This is a genomic window from Acinetobacter sp. CY05, assembly GCF_059515805.1.
Map to the genome: position 1 here is coordinate 64,209 of NZ_JCAKMW010000014.1, position 14,554 is coordinate 78,762.

14 protein-coding genes are annotated in these 14,554 nt (G+C 44.2%); 9 read left to right on the forward strand and 5 right to left on the reverse strand.

The genetic code is table 11. From position 1 onward, the window contains the following. The first annotated feature begins 116 nt into the window (after nucleotides 1-116). The 5 genes from AC5YCD_RS10905 (at nucleotide 117) to AC5YCD_RS10925 (ending at nucleotide 6,512) form a co-directional block, all read left to right on the forward strand. Nucleotides 117-638, forward strand: coding sequence for an LPS-assembly lipoprotein LptE (locus AC5YCD_RS10905; protein WP_496130053.1), 522 nt, complete (start codon nucleotides 117-119; stop codon nucleotides 636-638). Nucleotides 639-644: 6 nt separating this feature from the next. Then, a complete protein-coding gene (gene holA, locus AC5YCD_RS10910; RefSeq protein ID WP_496130054.1) occupies nucleotides 645-1,640 on the forward strand; it encodes a DNA polymerase III subunit delta in 996 nt (331 codons plus the stop codon). A 97-nt stretch (nucleotides 1,641-1,737) separates the two neighbouring features. After that, entirely contained in the window at nucleotides 1,738-3,135 is a 1,398-nt protein-coding gene (locus AC5YCD_RS10915) for an efflux RND transporter periplasmic adaptor subunit (protein WP_496130055.1), read from the forward strand. Nucleotide 3,136: 1 nt separating this feature from the next. Then, nucleotides 3,137-5,113 carry a MacB family efflux pump subunit gene (locus AC5YCD_RS10920; RefSeq protein WP_496130056.1) on the forward strand — a complete coding sequence of 659 codons (1,977 nt, stop codon included), beginning with the start codon at nucleotides 3,137-3,139 and terminating at the stop codon, nucleotides 5,111-5,113. Between the two features lie 4 nt (nucleotides 5,114-5,117). After that, nucleotides 5,118-6,512: an efflux transporter outer membrane subunit gene (locus AC5YCD_RS10925; protein WP_496130057.1), complete on the forward strand. Its 1,395-nt coding sequence runs from the start codon at nucleotides 5,118-5,120 to the stop codon at nucleotides 6,510-6,512. 35 nt (nucleotides 6,513-6,547) lie between these two features. Here AC5YCD_RS10925 and AC5YCD_RS10930 read toward each other — a convergent pair whose 3' ends face one another. The 4 genes from AC5YCD_RS10930 to orn all read right to left on the reverse strand — a co-directional run bounded on the left by AC5YCD_RS10930 (nucleotide 6,548) and on the right by orn (nucleotide 10,791). Next, complete coding sequence (locus AC5YCD_RS10930; RefSeq protein WP_496130058.1) at nucleotides 6,548-8,335, reverse strand: tetratricopeptide repeat protein; 1,788 nt, start codon at nucleotides 8,333-8,335, stop codon at nucleotides 6,548-6,550. A gap of 90 nt (nucleotides 8,336-8,425) precedes the next feature. Next, complete coding sequence (locus tag AC5YCD_RS10935) at nucleotides 8,426-9,229, reverse strand: enoyl-ACP reductase FabI (RefSeq protein ID WP_496130059.1); 804 nt, start codon at nucleotides 9,227-9,229, stop codon at nucleotides 8,426-8,428. 151 nt (nucleotides 9,230-9,380) lie between these two features. Beyond that, nucleotides 9,381-10,115 (reverse strand): Bax inhibitor-1/YccA family protein, encoded by a 735-nt coding sequence (locus AC5YCD_RS10940; protein ID WP_496130060.1) that lies wholly within the window; start codon nucleotides 10,113-10,115, stop codon nucleotides 9,381-9,383. A 121-nt stretch (nucleotides 10,116-10,236) separates the two neighbouring features. Beyond that, complete coding sequence (gene orn, locus AC5YCD_RS10945; RefSeq protein ID WP_496130061.1) at nucleotides 10,237-10,791, reverse strand: oligoribonuclease; 555 nt, start codon at nucleotides 10,789-10,791, stop codon at nucleotides 10,237-10,239. 124 nt (nucleotides 10,792-10,915) lie between these two features. On the opposite strand from orn, the gene rsgA reads away from it, so the two are divergent. The 4 genes from rsgA to secB all read left to right on the forward strand — a co-directional run bounded on the left by rsgA (nucleotide 10,916) and on the right by secB (nucleotide 13,225). Beyond that, nucleotides 10,916-11,974, forward strand: coding sequence for a ribosome small subunit-dependent GTPase A (gene rsgA, locus AC5YCD_RS10950; RefSeq protein ID WP_496130062.1), 1,059 nt, complete (start codon nucleotides 10,916-10,918; stop codon nucleotides 11,972-11,974). Nucleotides 11,975-12,069: 95 nt separating this feature from the next. Next, entirely contained in the window at nucleotides 12,070-12,477 is a 408-nt protein-coding gene (locus tag AC5YCD_RS10955; RefSeq protein WP_122900312.1) for a rhodanese-like domain-containing protein, read from the forward strand. Nucleotides 12,478-12,493: 16 nt separating this feature from the next. Beyond that, entirely contained in the window at nucleotides 12,494-12,748 is a 255-nt protein-coding gene (grxC, locus tag AC5YCD_RS10960) for a glutaredoxin 3 (protein ID WP_496130063.1), read from the forward strand. 27 nt (nucleotides 12,749-12,775) lie between these two features. Then, nucleotides 12,776-13,225, forward strand: a complete 450-nt coding sequence (gene secB / locus AC5YCD_RS10965) for a protein-export chaperone SecB (RefSeq protein WP_122900317.1) — start codon at nucleotides 12,776-12,778, stop codon at nucleotides 13,223-13,225. Between the two features lie 48 nt (nucleotides 13,226-13,273). On the opposite strand, the gene coaBC is transcribed toward secB, so the two are convergent. Next, complete coding sequence (coaBC, locus tag AC5YCD_RS10970; protein ID WP_496130080.1) at nucleotides 13,274-14,554, reverse strand: bifunctional phosphopantothenoylcysteine decarboxylase/phosphopantothenate--cysteine ligase CoaBC; 1,281 nt, start codon at nucleotides 14,552-14,554, stop codon at nucleotides 13,274-13,276.

Sequence of the window (14,554 nt, forward strand, 5' to 3'; positions counted from 1 at the left end):
AAAGGGAGGTCGGGAGGGATTAAAAAAACAATTCCCAAACAAAGCCCGTTGCCAGTCAACGGGCTTTGACTTTACAATCGCTACAGAATTTTAAACTCGATAACAGAGGATAACGCATGCATTTGGGCAAACGTTTAGCAGCAATTGTTTTAACTTGTGGTCTCAGTGCAGGCATGGTCGGCTGTGGCTTTCATTTAAAAGGCACCAACCCGAGTGTGGCGCCTGTGGCTTACCAAAAAATGAATGTGGTCTTGCCCAATAATCCCGATAGTGATCTACTCCAAGAAAAACTAGCAATTTACTTAGGTGCAGCAGGCGTACAGCTAAGTAACTCATCAGATGCTTATGTACTGCGTGTATTGGACTATACCCCGCGTCGTTTAGAGTTAAACGGCAAATTAATTGAAGTATTATTGCGTTTAAACGTAACTTTCCGTATTGAAGATGCCCAAGGCAACCCAATTACTGAGCCGCGTACCGTGATTGCCACGCGTACTTACCAATACGACTTGGCAACAGTCAATACCGACGACCAAGAGAATCACTATTTAAACCAAGTGATGGTGGATGATATTGCGCAGCAAATCGTGCGTCAGATTTCTTCAAACCGTTTACCGACGACACAAGTGGCACCATAATCTGTTATGAAACTTGACTATCTCCAAGCCTTAAAACGTATCGACTCAGCGCGCGGGGCTTGGGTACTCCACGGTCAAGAACCCTTACTCGAGCAAAATCTGCTGGATGCCTTTCGTAAACACTGGCAAGCGCAAGGCATTGAGCGACAGCGTTATGATTTGGGCAATGTAAGTGACTGGAAAACTGTTTTTAGCGCTTTAAATAGCCTGTCGCTGTTTGCTACACAATTGGCAATTGAAGTGCATGGCAACATCAAGCCAGATGCCAGTGCATTAAAGCAACTCGAAAGCTATTTATTACAAGGCGATAGTAACGAAAATATTTTAGTCATTGTGATGCCAAAACAAGATAGCGCCAGCCTCAAAACCAAGTTTTTTCAAGCGATTGATGCCAATGGCACTGTAGTGGCATTAAGTGCTAACTATCCCAAAGATCGACAACAGGTTTTAGCTGTTGAAGCAGATAAGCTTGGTTTAAAACTCAGTGCTGATGCATGGCAGTGGATAGAGCAACATCACGAACACAATTTGCTGGCAGCGAAAAACAGCTTAATGCGTGTGGGTGATACCTTTGCTGAAATTGAGGTGATTGGTATTGCTGAGCTACAAGCTTGCCTACAAGATCAATCCCGCTATAGTACTTATGATTTAAGTGATGCCATGCTACAAGGTAATTTGGCACAAGCCATGAAGATTTTTCAGTATTTGGTCGCCTCAGGTGAGCCAATGAGCTTAATCTTGTGGAGTGTCAGCAAAGAAATGCGTTTACTCATGCAATTGTTTGAACAACCTCAGAATCCTTTGCAATTGGGGATTTGGAAAACCAAAGTAGCGCTCTATCAGCACGCATTGCGCCGTTTAAATCCACAGGATTTTTTAACTTGGCCTGAGCTGTTATTGCGCATTGATGCAGCAATTAAAGGTTTAGGACATGAAAACCCTGAACATTTAATTCAGCAAGCCATTGCGCTGGTCTGTGGTCAACGCTTATTTCACAGCTAAAATAAGAATCATTTTCAATTTGTTAAAAATATCCACGCTTTATCCTCATTTCACACTTATAATTTGAGCAATTTTTGGAAAAAAAATACGATTGCTCATGGTTAAAATAAAACCCACTAAACTTTTGTTGGCTTTAGTCTGTGCTGCTGCACTTGCAGTCACTGCATGGTACTTTTTAAAGCCACCGCCACAGACGCCGCAATACATTACCGCTGCTGTGACAAAAGGCGACATTGAAGATTCAGTTTTAGCAACCGGTGTACTTGAAGCCACCAAAATGGTCAGCGTTGGTGCGCAGGTCTCAGGTCAGGTCAAAAAAATGCATGTGCAATTAGGCGATCAAGTGCAACAAGGTCAACTGATTGCGGAAATTGACTCCGTGCGTCAAGAAAATGATCTAGAAACGGCCAAAGCCAGCATTAAAAATCAACAAGCCCAACTGGCCGTACGTCAAGCCAATTTAGCCAAAGTTGCAGCTGAATATCAGCGTCAACAAGCCATGTTTGCAGAAGATGCCACTTCACGTGCTGAACTTGAAAGTGCCCTAGCTAGCTATAAAACAGCTCAGGCAGATATTGACGCAATCAATGCACAAATTGAACAATCTAAACTCACCTTAGCCACAGCCCAAGAAGATTTAGGTTATACCAAAATTCGAGCACCGATGGACGGTACAGTGGTGGCGATTGTGACTGAAGAAGGTCAAACCGTAAACGCCAACCAAAGTGCACCGACCATTGTCAAATTAGCGCAACTGGACACCATGACCATTAAGGCGCAAATCTCAGAGGCCGATGTCATGAAAGTTCAACCTGGTCAAACGGTGTATTTCACCACCTTAGGGGACAGTGAGAAAAAACATTACGCCACTTTACGTCAAGTTGAACCTGCCCCAAGTTCAATTAATACCGAAACCAACAACAGCAGCTCATCTTCGAGTACTGCGGTGTACTATAACGCGTTGTTTGATGTACCTAATGAAGATGGCAAATTACGTATTGATATGACGGCACAGGTGTATATCGTGTTACGTGAAGCACGTAATGCCCTCACTATTCCTGCTGCTGCTGTTCAAGCCTCAAATCGTCCTCAGCGTAGCCGCACTGATGCTGCAGCTGGGCCACGTCCAGAACGTCCAAGCAATGACAATACGCAAGGTTCACGTCCTGTACGTTTAGAGCTCAGCGCTGCTGAAAAAGCTTTAATCGATCAAGGTCAGGCATCATTAGGCATGGTACGTGTAGTACCGCAAGTCAATGGCGCAGAGGCCAAAGATAGTCGTGGCTTTAGCTTATTTGGTGAAACAGATGCCAAAGAAAGTGCTGTGATGAAACAGGTATTAATTGGCTTAAATAACCGTGCCAATGCCCAAGTCTTACGTGGCTTAAGCGAAGGTGAACAGGTGGTGATTGCCGATGGTGCAGACACCTCAAATGATGGCGCAAAACGTAACAACAGCCGTGCCGGTGCGGGCGGCCCACCCATGAGAATGTAACATGAGCCAGACTCAACAACCGCTTTTGGCGGTCAAAAATCTGGTACGTGAATTCCCTGCCGGTGAAAGCACAGTCCAGATTTTAAAAGGTGTCAATTTAGAGATTTACCCAGGTGAATTGGTCGCTATTGTTGGCCAATCAGGTTCGGGCAAATCAACCTTAATGAATATTTTAGGCTGCTTGGATAAACCCACCTCAGGCAGCTATCAAGTCAAAGGCCGTGAAACCCGTGAGTTAGAAGCCGATGAATTGGCACAGCTACGCCGCGAATATTTTGGCTTTATTTTCCAGCGTTATCATTTGCTTGGTGATTTAACCGCAGCCGGTAACGTTGAAGTACCCGCGATTTATGCTGGGGCCGATCCATCTGAGCGGCACGAACGTGCGGTCAAACTGTTAACCGATTTAGGATTAGGTGAAAAAACCCAAAACCGCCCGAGTCAGTTATCTGGCGGTCAGCAGCAACGGGTGTCTATTGCGCGTGCTTTAATGAATGGCGGTGACGTAATTCTTGCCGATGAACCGACAGGAGCACTCGATAAGAATAGCGGCATTGAAGTGATGCGTATTTTACGTGAACTCAATGCCAAAGGTCATACCATTATTTTAGTCACTCATGACTTAAACGTCGCCAAAAATGCCACCCGAATTATTGAAATTTCAGATGGTCATATTATCTCTGACCAAGCCAATGTGCCTGAAATTGATGACGGTTTTGAAAAACAGGCTTTAGCTGAAACCGCGCAGAAGAAAACCTCTAAGTTTCGTGCTGCCTTTGACCGTTTAGGTGAAGCCTTCCGTATGGCGGTGCTGGCCATGAATGCGCATCGGATGCGCACCTTTTTAACCATGCTCGGTATTATCATCGGGATTGCCTCAGTGGTGTCTGTGGTGGCTCTCGGTAATGGCTCGCAACAGCAAATCTTGAAAAACATTAGTAGCTTAGGCACCAATACCATTACCGTATTCCAAGGGCGTGGCTTTGGTGATAACTCACGCTCCTCGCAAGCCAAAACCTTAATTCCTGCCGATGCCGATGCCTTAGCCGAACAGCCCTATGTGGATGGAGTTAGCCCTTCGGTCAATAGCAGTGTCACAGGACGCTTTAAGGAAATTGAAGCATCGACCACCGTTAATGGCGTCAGTGAAGATTTCTTTTATGTCAAAGGCATGACCTTTCAATCTGGACAGCCTTTTGACCGTGCCAGCATTCATCAACAAGCCCAAGATGTGGTGATTGATACCAATACCCAAAAAACCTTCTTTGCTGATGGTAGCAATCCAGTTGGACAGGTGATTCTACTGGGCAGCGTACCCAGCCGGATTATTGGCGTGGTGGATGCACAAGCCGGCATGATGGGTTCATCAGATAGCTTAAATGTCTATTTGCCTTATTCGACCGTGATGAGTCGTATGTTAGGGCAAAGTAACGTACGACAAATTATTGTGCGGGTCAAAGATGAATACCCAAGTGCCGCAGCTGAAAATGCCATTTTAAGCTTGTTGACCCAGCGCCACGGTGCCCAAGACGTGTTTACCCAAAACGCAGACAGCATTCGTGAAACCATTCAACAAACCACGCAAACTATGACTCTACTCATTTCAGCCATTGCGGTGATTTCACTGGTGGTGGGGGGCATTGGTGTCATGAATATTATGTTGGTGTCTGTTACAGAACGTACCCAAGAAATTGGTGTACGCATGGCCGTGGGTGCCCGCCAAAGTGATATCTTGCAGCAGTTTTTAATTGAAGCCGTGTTAGTGTGTATTTTAGGCGGGATTTTAGGTGTGCTGTTATCTTTAGGTATTGGCCAGTTAATTACCCATTTTGCTGGTGGCACCTTCCAAATGGCTTACTCCACCACCTCTATTGTAGCGGCATTTGTCTGCTCGAGCTTAATTGGTATTGTGTTTGGCTTTATTCCAGCGCGCAATGCCGCACGTCTTAACCCTGTTGATGCTTTGTCAAGAGAATAACAATATGTCGATCCATTTAACGCGTTTGGCCACTGCCCTGTTATTGGCTAGCACTCTCGGCGGTTGCGCTGCCGTGGTAAAAACGCCTTATCAAGCCCCTGCGGTTGATATTCCACAGCGTTTTGCCATCGATCAACAGAAAATCCATCAAGCGACGCATTTAGATCGTTGGTGGACCTTATTTAATGATGCAGGCCTAAATCGCCTAGTCGATGATGTCTTAGCCAATAACAATGATTTGGTGGTGGCAGGCATTAACTTACAACAAGCACGCCTTCAAGCAGGTCTTGCACAAGATCGTCAAGGGCTGCGTGTTAACTCCAGCGCGTCCACTGGACATAATATTGACCTCAATTCTGGTCAAGACTCCTCGCGTGGTGTGTCCTTAAACGCTGGGGTCAGTTATGAACTGGATTTATTTGGACGTCTGGCCAGTCAAACCGAAGTCGCGCGTTGGGAAGCCTTAGCCAGCGAACAAGACTTGCAAGCCACGGCGCAAAGCTTAATTGCCACCACTGCCAATTTATATTGGCAATTGGGCTATTTAAATGAGCGTCTCAGCATTGCCAAGCTGAATTTAAGCAGCACCGAACAAACGTATAATTTAGTGCGTAGCCAGTATCGTGCTGGAGCAGTGTCCGGTCTAGATGTCACCCAAGCCGAACAAGCACTCCAAAGTCAACAGGCGACATTAAGTCAAATTCAGCAGCAGTTGTTAGAAACACGCACTGCGCTGGCCGTGTTACTCAATCGCCCTGTGCAGCAGCTAGAATTAGTTGAGCCCAAGCGCTTAGCTCATGTGAGTTTACCCGCAATTCAACCCGGCTTACCGGCTGAGCTGTTGTCACGTCGTCCGGACTTACAAGCTGCTGAATTGCGTTTGCGTAAAGCACTGGCCAATAAAGATGCCACTAAAGCCAGCTACTATCCATCGATTAGCTTAACGGGCAGCTTAGGTTCATCTAGTACATCTCTAAATCAGTTATTGCAAAATCCTAGCCTCGCTTTAGGCGCCAGTTTAAGCCTGCCATTTTTGCAATATAATGATATGAAAAAAGACTTGGCGATTAGCGATTTAGACTATGAAAAAGCCATTACTCAATATCGTCAAACCTTGTATCAAGCTTTTGCCGATGTCGAAAATGCACTTTCAAATCGCAGTGCGCTGAATCAGCAAGTGGCATTACAGCAAAAAAATCTAGAACTTGCTGAAAAAACTGAACGTTTAACCCAAGTACGTTATAAAAACGGTGCCATTGCCTTAAAAAATTTGTTAGATGCCCAAGCCACAACGCGTAACGCACGCTTGTCCTTGGTACAAACCAAGCAAAGCCAATACAACGCTTATGTGACCTTAATGCAAGCGCTCGGCGGCTCGCCGCTACAACGCTTACCTTGAAGCCAAAACCGCAGCCGAGGCTGCGGTTTTTTAGCTTAATATTCTTGTTGTAACGACGCGCTTAACTGCGCTGCTTTGGCATAGCCTAAATTTTTAGCTTGATTTAAATAATGGATCGCTTGCTCTAAATTGTGTACCACCCCATGACCTTGGGCATGTAAACGTCCCATATGATAAAAGGCTTGTGCTTCGCCCAGATCCATCGCCTGTTGATACAATGCAAGCGCTTGTGGCATGTCTACGCTTAGCACTAAACCTTGTTCGTAACAAAGGGCCAAATGCGTCATGGCTAAGGCGTCCTGTTGGGCAGCAGCGTGTTGTAAATACAGCAGCGCTTGCGCTTGATCTTGTTTCCCCCCACGTCCCTCTAACATTAAAACTGCCAATTGCGTTTGTGCCGCTAGACTACCTTGCTGCATGGCTTGAGCAAAATAGTCACGTGCCTGATGATCATCTTGTACACAACCATGTGTCCCCTTTAAATAGCTATAACCCAAATCTAAAGCAGCTTGCCAAGCACCCGCTTCAGCAGCTAAACCTAAATAAGCATGCGCTTTATCTTGATCTTCAAATACATTTAAACGTTGGGCATAAAACAGCCCAAAGCAATACAACATATCGGCTGTATTGCTCACATCCATATTAAATTTGCCAGCCGCTTGCTGTAGTAAGCTTAAAGCATGCGTAGCGTCGGTTGTTGTGCCTAGCCCATATACATAACACTGTGCCAATAAAAATTGTGCCGTCTGTGAACCGGTCGATGCTGCTTGTTGGTACAACAAAAAGGCTTGGTTTGGATTGGCTTGCTCTAATAAAATACCCTGCTGCTGTAACATGGCTAAACTACACAGCGCAATAGGGTCATGTTTGGCTGCCGCACGACTCCAATATTGAAAGGCTTGCCGCGTATTGGCCTCTACACCCCAAGCATGATAATAAGCGCTACCTAATAAACTTAAAGCATAAGCGTGTCGTTGACTCTCTTGCTGCAATAAAGTCAGTACCGCAGCCACTTGATCCGCATCAATCAACCCTTTTAATACGGCTAAACAATATTGATAGCGCGCAGTTATATTCCCAGTAAAAGCTTGTTGTTTTATATAGGGCAAACTGACACTGTCATCATGTGCTAAGCCGTGTGGCTGCTCAATCTGTTGGCGTAAGGCCAAAGCTTGAGGATGCTGCTGCTCGGCGGCTTGATATAAATATTGTTTCGCCAGCAGCTGATCTTGCTCAAAACCCTGCCCATGCCAGAGTGCCTCAGCTAAACGGTACTGCGCTTGAGCATGGCCTTTGTTTGCCGCGTGCATTAAAATCGTTTTGGCTTTATCTAAATCTTGCTCAATCCCTTGGCCATGTAAATACAGCTCGGCCAAGGCATATTGTGCATTTGTATTGCCACGTGCGACACCATATTGATACCAATACAAAGCTTTGCTGAAATTGTCTTCTGCTTGATAAATCTCACCTAAATAAAAACTGGCTTCATCACTGCCACGCTGATGTGCTGTTTCTAATAAACTTTTTGCTGCACTTAAATCTACAGGCCGACCTAAGCCTTGCTGCTGCATAAAAGCCATATGGACATAGGCTTCGGGGAGTTCATGTTGCTGAGTTAAACTTTGCAGCATGGTATAAGCACGCTCATAATTGGGCTGTTGACCGTGTAGCAACGACTGTGCCAACGCCAATTCCGCATCGACTTGATCGACCCACAGCGCTTCGCTAACCTGCTGTTGATCGCGCTCAACTGGCGATTTACGCTGATACAACCATACGACACAGCCGATGATGGCCAATAATAGCAATACTAAAAACCACATAACTTCCCCAAGGTGTCGTTTTTAAAGTCTTATTTTAAGCTTCAATAATAAAAAAGCACCTAAAAAGGTGCTTTTTTATTGAGGTGAGATTTAGTCACCTAACATTAATTCAGGGCTCATGCCTACAGTATTAAAGCCTGCATCAACGTACAGAATTTCACCCGTAATGCCATTGGCCCACGGTGAGCATAAGAATAATGCTGCATTACCAACATCTTCAATGGTCACATTACGGCGTAAAGGCGCAGTTTTTTCATTGGCATCTAACATTTTACGGAATGATTTAATACCAGACGCTGCTAAGGTACGGATTGGGCCTGCAGAGATTGCATTCACGCGAATACCTTCAGCACCCAAGCTCGATGCTAAATAACGTACACCAGCTTCAAGTGATGCTTTGGCTAAGCCCATCACGTTATAGTTTGGCAATACGCGCTCAGAACCTTGATAAGTTAAGGTTAATAGGCAACCTTGGCGCGCAAGTAATAATGGTTTTGCTGCACGCGCCATTGCGATAAAGCTATACGCACTGATGTCATGTGCAATTTTAAAGCCTTCACGGTCAGTTACATCTGTGAAGTCACCGTCTAAGGTATGCGCTGGGGCAAAACCAATCGAATGCACCACACCATCTAGACCATCCCAATGTTTTGCCAGTTCTAAGAAGGCGTTATCGATGTCTGCATCATTGGCAACGTCGCATGGGAACACCAAGTTTGAACCAAACTGCGCGGCAAAATCATCCACACGTTTTTTTAATTTATCGTTTGGATAAGTAAAAGCAAGTTCTGCGCCTTCACGATGTAAAGCTTCTGCAATACCAAATGCAATAGATAATTTACTCGCGATCCCGGCAATTAAGAAACGCTTACCTGCCAATAGTCCTTGTGCCATGTGACTCTCTCTTAAAATAATTTAACAGCATAATGCCAATTCTCTAGCATTTCTGAAATTGCATAATGCATCTTTTTTCATTTATCTGCCTAAAAAAACACATAAAAAAATCGCGTTTGATTCAGCGCGATTTTTTACAGCGATTTTAAACTTAATCATCACCTTGAATTAGACCAAGTAAGCGTAAAAATGAGTAATACATCCAGACTAAAGTGGCCAGTAAAGCAATCGCACACACCCATTCCATAGCTTTAGGCGCATAATTGGCAGCCCCACTTTCAATTAAATCAAAATCTAAGATGAGATTTAATGAGGCAATCACAGCAACAAAAGCCGCAAAACCAATGCCTAACCAATTGCTTTCAAACACATGCGGAATGCTCGAAGCAAAGACAAGGCTCATGATGATCTGCACCACAAACACCATGGCAATGGCAAGACTTGCCGACATCACCACCGCTTTAAACTTTTCCGTGGCCCGAATAATTTGCATATGATACAAACCAAACATGACTAAAGTGGTGACAAAGGTTGCCAAAAGCGCTTGCAGCGGTACACCCGGAAATTTTTGTTGAAAAATTACCGAGATTCCACCTAGAAAAGCCCCTTCAAATAAAGCATAAGGAATAGCCAACATCCGTGCTGTATTGGGTTTAAATGTGGCAATTAATGCCAAAATAAAACCACCAATCGCGCCAACCATTGCTCCAGCATAGGCAATCGAAGCTTGAGCAGTGACAAATGTATAGAAAAATAAACCAAGACCCACCACGGCGGCAATCACGGTTAATAGCACAGATTTTTGTACCGCGCCTTGTACGGTCATCGGCTGGGTATAATCCCCTGCCACTTCGACACGGCTTAAAATTGGGTTATTACTTTGCATAGATTCCCCCTCATATCAAGTTATTGCTTATGACTCATATTAAGCAATTTTTATGCAGAAGCTCAGCATCAGGCATTTAATTTTTGTAAATAAAAAAAGGAGGCTGTGCCTCCTTTTGAGATTACTTATTCATAATGAAGAAGTATTCACGGTAGTATTTGAGTTCTGCAATCGAATCACGAATATCATCCATAGCCAAATGCGAGGCATTTTTCTTTAAGCCTTGCATAATTTCTGGACGCCAGCGTTTCGCTAATTCTTTAACAGATGAAACATCTAAATTACGGTAATGGAAGAATTGTTCCAATTCTGGCATTAAACGATGCATGAAACGACGATCCTGACAAATCGAGTTACCACACATTGGCGATGATTTTGGACTGACCCATTTTTTCAAAAATTCTAGTGTTTGTAATTCGGCATCGCGCGCGGTGAGTTTACTACGACGTACACGTTCAATTAAACCTGATTGACCATGTTGACGGGTGTTCCATTCATCCATCGCATTGAGCGTAATTGGCGATTGATGAATGGCAAGCACAGGACCTTCTGCCAAAATATTTAAATTATCGTCGGTTACAATTGTTGCAATTTCAATAATTTGGTCGTTATCTGTATCTAGACCTGTCATTTCAAGGTCGATCCAAATCAGGCGAGTGTCAGGCGTGCTGCTCATAAATGTGCAATCTTATTCGGTTAAAAAACAATTATAGTAGCAAATTTATTGCCCGAGTGCTGTAACTTGCCCCCTGCTTCATGCTATTTTGCCCTCCTTAGTTTTAGGTTTTTTTAGGATGTGAATGGCTTTAATTCGTAAACGTCGTTTAACTGAACAGCAACAACGCCGAATTCAGAAACAACAGAAAACACGCCAAGAAGAGATCGATACATCAAACGATTTGGAAGGCTTGGTGGTGCAACATTATGGCCGTCAGCTTGAAGTACAAGCCTTGTCGGTGCCCGACATCCATCCTGAAAAACCTGTGGTGCTGGACGGTGAACCTGAACCATTTTGGAAAGCCATTGAACTGGGCAGTGTATGGCGTTGTCATACCCGTACCAATTTAGAGCTTTTGGTGACAGGCGACCGCGTCAAATGGCAAGCTGATCCGAATACGGGTTTGGGTATTATTACTGCGATTCAGCCGCGTAGCTCATTACTCACCCGTCCTGATCGTTACCACAAAGTCAAACCAGTTGCAGCCAATATCAGCTTAATTGTGATTGTGTTTGCACCCTTGCCTGAACCTGCACCGGGTTTAATCGACCGCTATTTGGTGGCCTGTGCCGATGCCAATATTCCAGCGCTGTTGGTCATGAACAAAGATGACTTACTTAAAGACAATGACCCAATTCTAGATTTACTCAAAGAATATCAAGACTTAGGTTATGAAGTGCTGCAATGCCGTTCTGATGGCGATTTAACTGAGCTCTCCAAACGCTTAGCGGGTGAAACTGTAGCCTTTGTGGGTCAATCGGGTGTAGGTAAAAGCTCGCTGATTAATACCATCGTGCCCGATGCCGCACAAAAGACCAATATCATTTCCGAAAACTCAGCCTTGGGTCAGCACACCACCACTTCTACACGTTTAATTGGTTTTGGTGAAGGTGCAGCTTTAATTGACTCACCTGGGATTCGTGAATTTGGTTTATGGCATTTAGATGCCGACAAAGTACAACAAGGCTTTCCTGAAATTGAAAGTCGCTTGGGCTATTGTCAATTCCGTAACTGTACTCATAAACACGAAAAGCAATGCGCTTTACGTTTAGCGGTACAAGACGGTGAGATTTTGACACGTCGTTTAGACAGTTATTTACGTTTAATTGACGAAATCACAGAAGCTAATCAAAAAAATTAGTGGCAAGATAAACTTTTTGCTTGAAGCGCTGATTTTGATCACCATATCTAATCAGCTATACTTTGGGCAATTTACAATTGTAATTTAGGTGACTTGTGGAACGTTGGTTCGAGTTTATGGGGAATCACCCCTTCTTGTTTGGTGCACTTGCTGTACTGTTGGTGTTGTTCTTCGTGATTGAAGGCAAACGTGGCGGCCGTAAAATTTCACCGCAATCCTTAGGGATTTTAGTGAAAGCGCAAAATGCAATGTTAATTGATTTGCGCGATGCCAAAGACTTCCGTGAAGGTCACATCAGTGGTAGCCGTAATATTCCTTACAGCAAAATCACAAGTCACATCGAAGAATTAAAAGCTGCAGAACGCCCATTGGTGTTTATCTGTAACCTAGGCCAAGTGGCGGGTACAGCTTTACAACAAGTCGCTCACCATGATGCATATCGTTTAGATGGCGGCATCAATAATTGGAAAGCGCAAGGTTTACCATTAGTCAAAGCAAAATAACGCGAAGGAGAACAACATGGCTGAAGTCACGATTTACTCAACAACTGTATGCCCATACTGCGTTCGCGCAAAACAGCTCCTTGAGCGTAAGGGCGTGGCATATAAAGAAATTAACTTATCTAATGAAGCACCAGAAGTACGTGTTGAATTAATGCAACGTACCAATCATCGTACTGTGCCACAAATTTTTATTAATGATCAGTTTATTGGTGGTTTTGACCAATTATATGCCTTAGAGCGTGAAGGCAAACTTGACCAATTACTGGCTTAATTTTTACTCAAATTTAAGGATTTAATCATGAGCGAACAACAACAACCGCAACTTGCTTTAGAGCGTTTATATACTAAAGATATTTCTTTTGAAGTACCGAGTGCTGCGGTATTTACCAAAGCATGGGAACCAGAGCTCAATGTTAATCTGTCTTCTTCTGCAGAGAAAATTGACCCAACACATTTTGAAGTGTCTTTAAAAGTTGTTGTTCAAGCCAATAACCAAGGTGAAACTGCATTTATCGTAGATGTGACTCAATCTGGTATTTTCTTAATTGATGGTGTAGAAGAAGATCGTCTGCCGTACTTACTTGGTGCTTACTGCCCAAATATCTTGTTCCCTTTCCTACGTGAAGCGGTAAACGATATGGTAACTAAAGGCAGCTTCCCACAATTATTGTTAACACCAATTAACTTTGATGCAGAGTTTGAAGCCAACTTACAGCGCGCACAAGCTGCTGCTGAAGGTCAAGCTTAAATTTAAGCTTAAAAAAGCCCGCACTTGCGGGCTTTTTTTTCGCTGCTGTTAATCAGCAAACGGCGCTTTTTTCTGATCTAGATGATGAATGGCATCATGCATCGCTTCAACCAATTGCTGGGCAATCTGCTGTTTAGAGGCTTTGTCTAAATCACGTTTTGGCATGTGGTAGCTGTCTGCAAAAAACACCGTCATGGCATTTTCATCCGATGCAAAACCAATATCGCTACGCGATACATCATTACAGGCAATCATATCCAGTTTTTTCGCCACCAACTTGCCTGCTGCATATTCTTCCACGTTACGCGTTTCGGCAGCAAAACCGACCATAAATGGACGTTTTTCTTGCTGCGCAATCGTGGCCACGATATCTGGGTTTTTAATCAAGGCAATTTGCAGTTCATCGCCTGATTTTTTAATTTTATGTTCAGCCACTTCTGCCACACGGTAATCTGCAACTGCTGCTGTCGCAATGAAAATATCACAGCCTTGCTCTAACAAATCTAAACTTACCTCAAGCATTTTTTGTGCTGAAGCGACGTTAATCCGTGCTACACCATTTGGGGTATCTAAACTCACCGGCCCTGCAATTACAGTCACTTTGGCACCAGCGGCATAACAGGCAGCAGCCAAGGCAAAGCCCATTTTTCCTGTACTATGATTTGAAATATAACGCACTGGATCAATCGCTTCGCGAGTTGGACCTGCAGTAATCACCACATGCTTACCCGCCAGTAAACCAAACTTCTCGGCAATTTCACGCTGCTGCTGATGGAAATACGTGGTCACTTGGCGCGCTAAATCTTCTGGCTCTGGCATACGCCCAAGACCAACATCACCACAGGCTTGTAACCCCGCATCTGGCATAATCACATGCACGCCATCTTCAATTAAGGTATTGAGATTACGCTGTGTAGCTTTGGCTGCCCACATTTGTTGATTCATGGCAGGCGCCACCCAGACCGGTGCTTTGGTGGCTAAATATAAAGTCGAGAGTAAATCATCAGCTAAACCACAAGCAAATTTGGCTAAGCTATCGCAGCTCGCAGGGGCTACTAAGAGTAAGTCGGCCCAACGTGCCAATTCAATATGCCCCATACCCGCTTCTGCTTCAGGATTGAGGAGCTCAGTATGTACAGGATTGCCCGATAAGGCTTGAAAAGTCAGCGGCGTGATAAAGGCTTGAGCACCTTGGGTCATTACCACACGGACATTAAATCCAGCATCTTTTAAACGACGCACTAAAATGGCGCTCTTATATGCAGCAATGCCGCCTGTGACCGCCAGTAGAATATTTTTATTAGGAATTACACTTAAATCAAAGCTCAC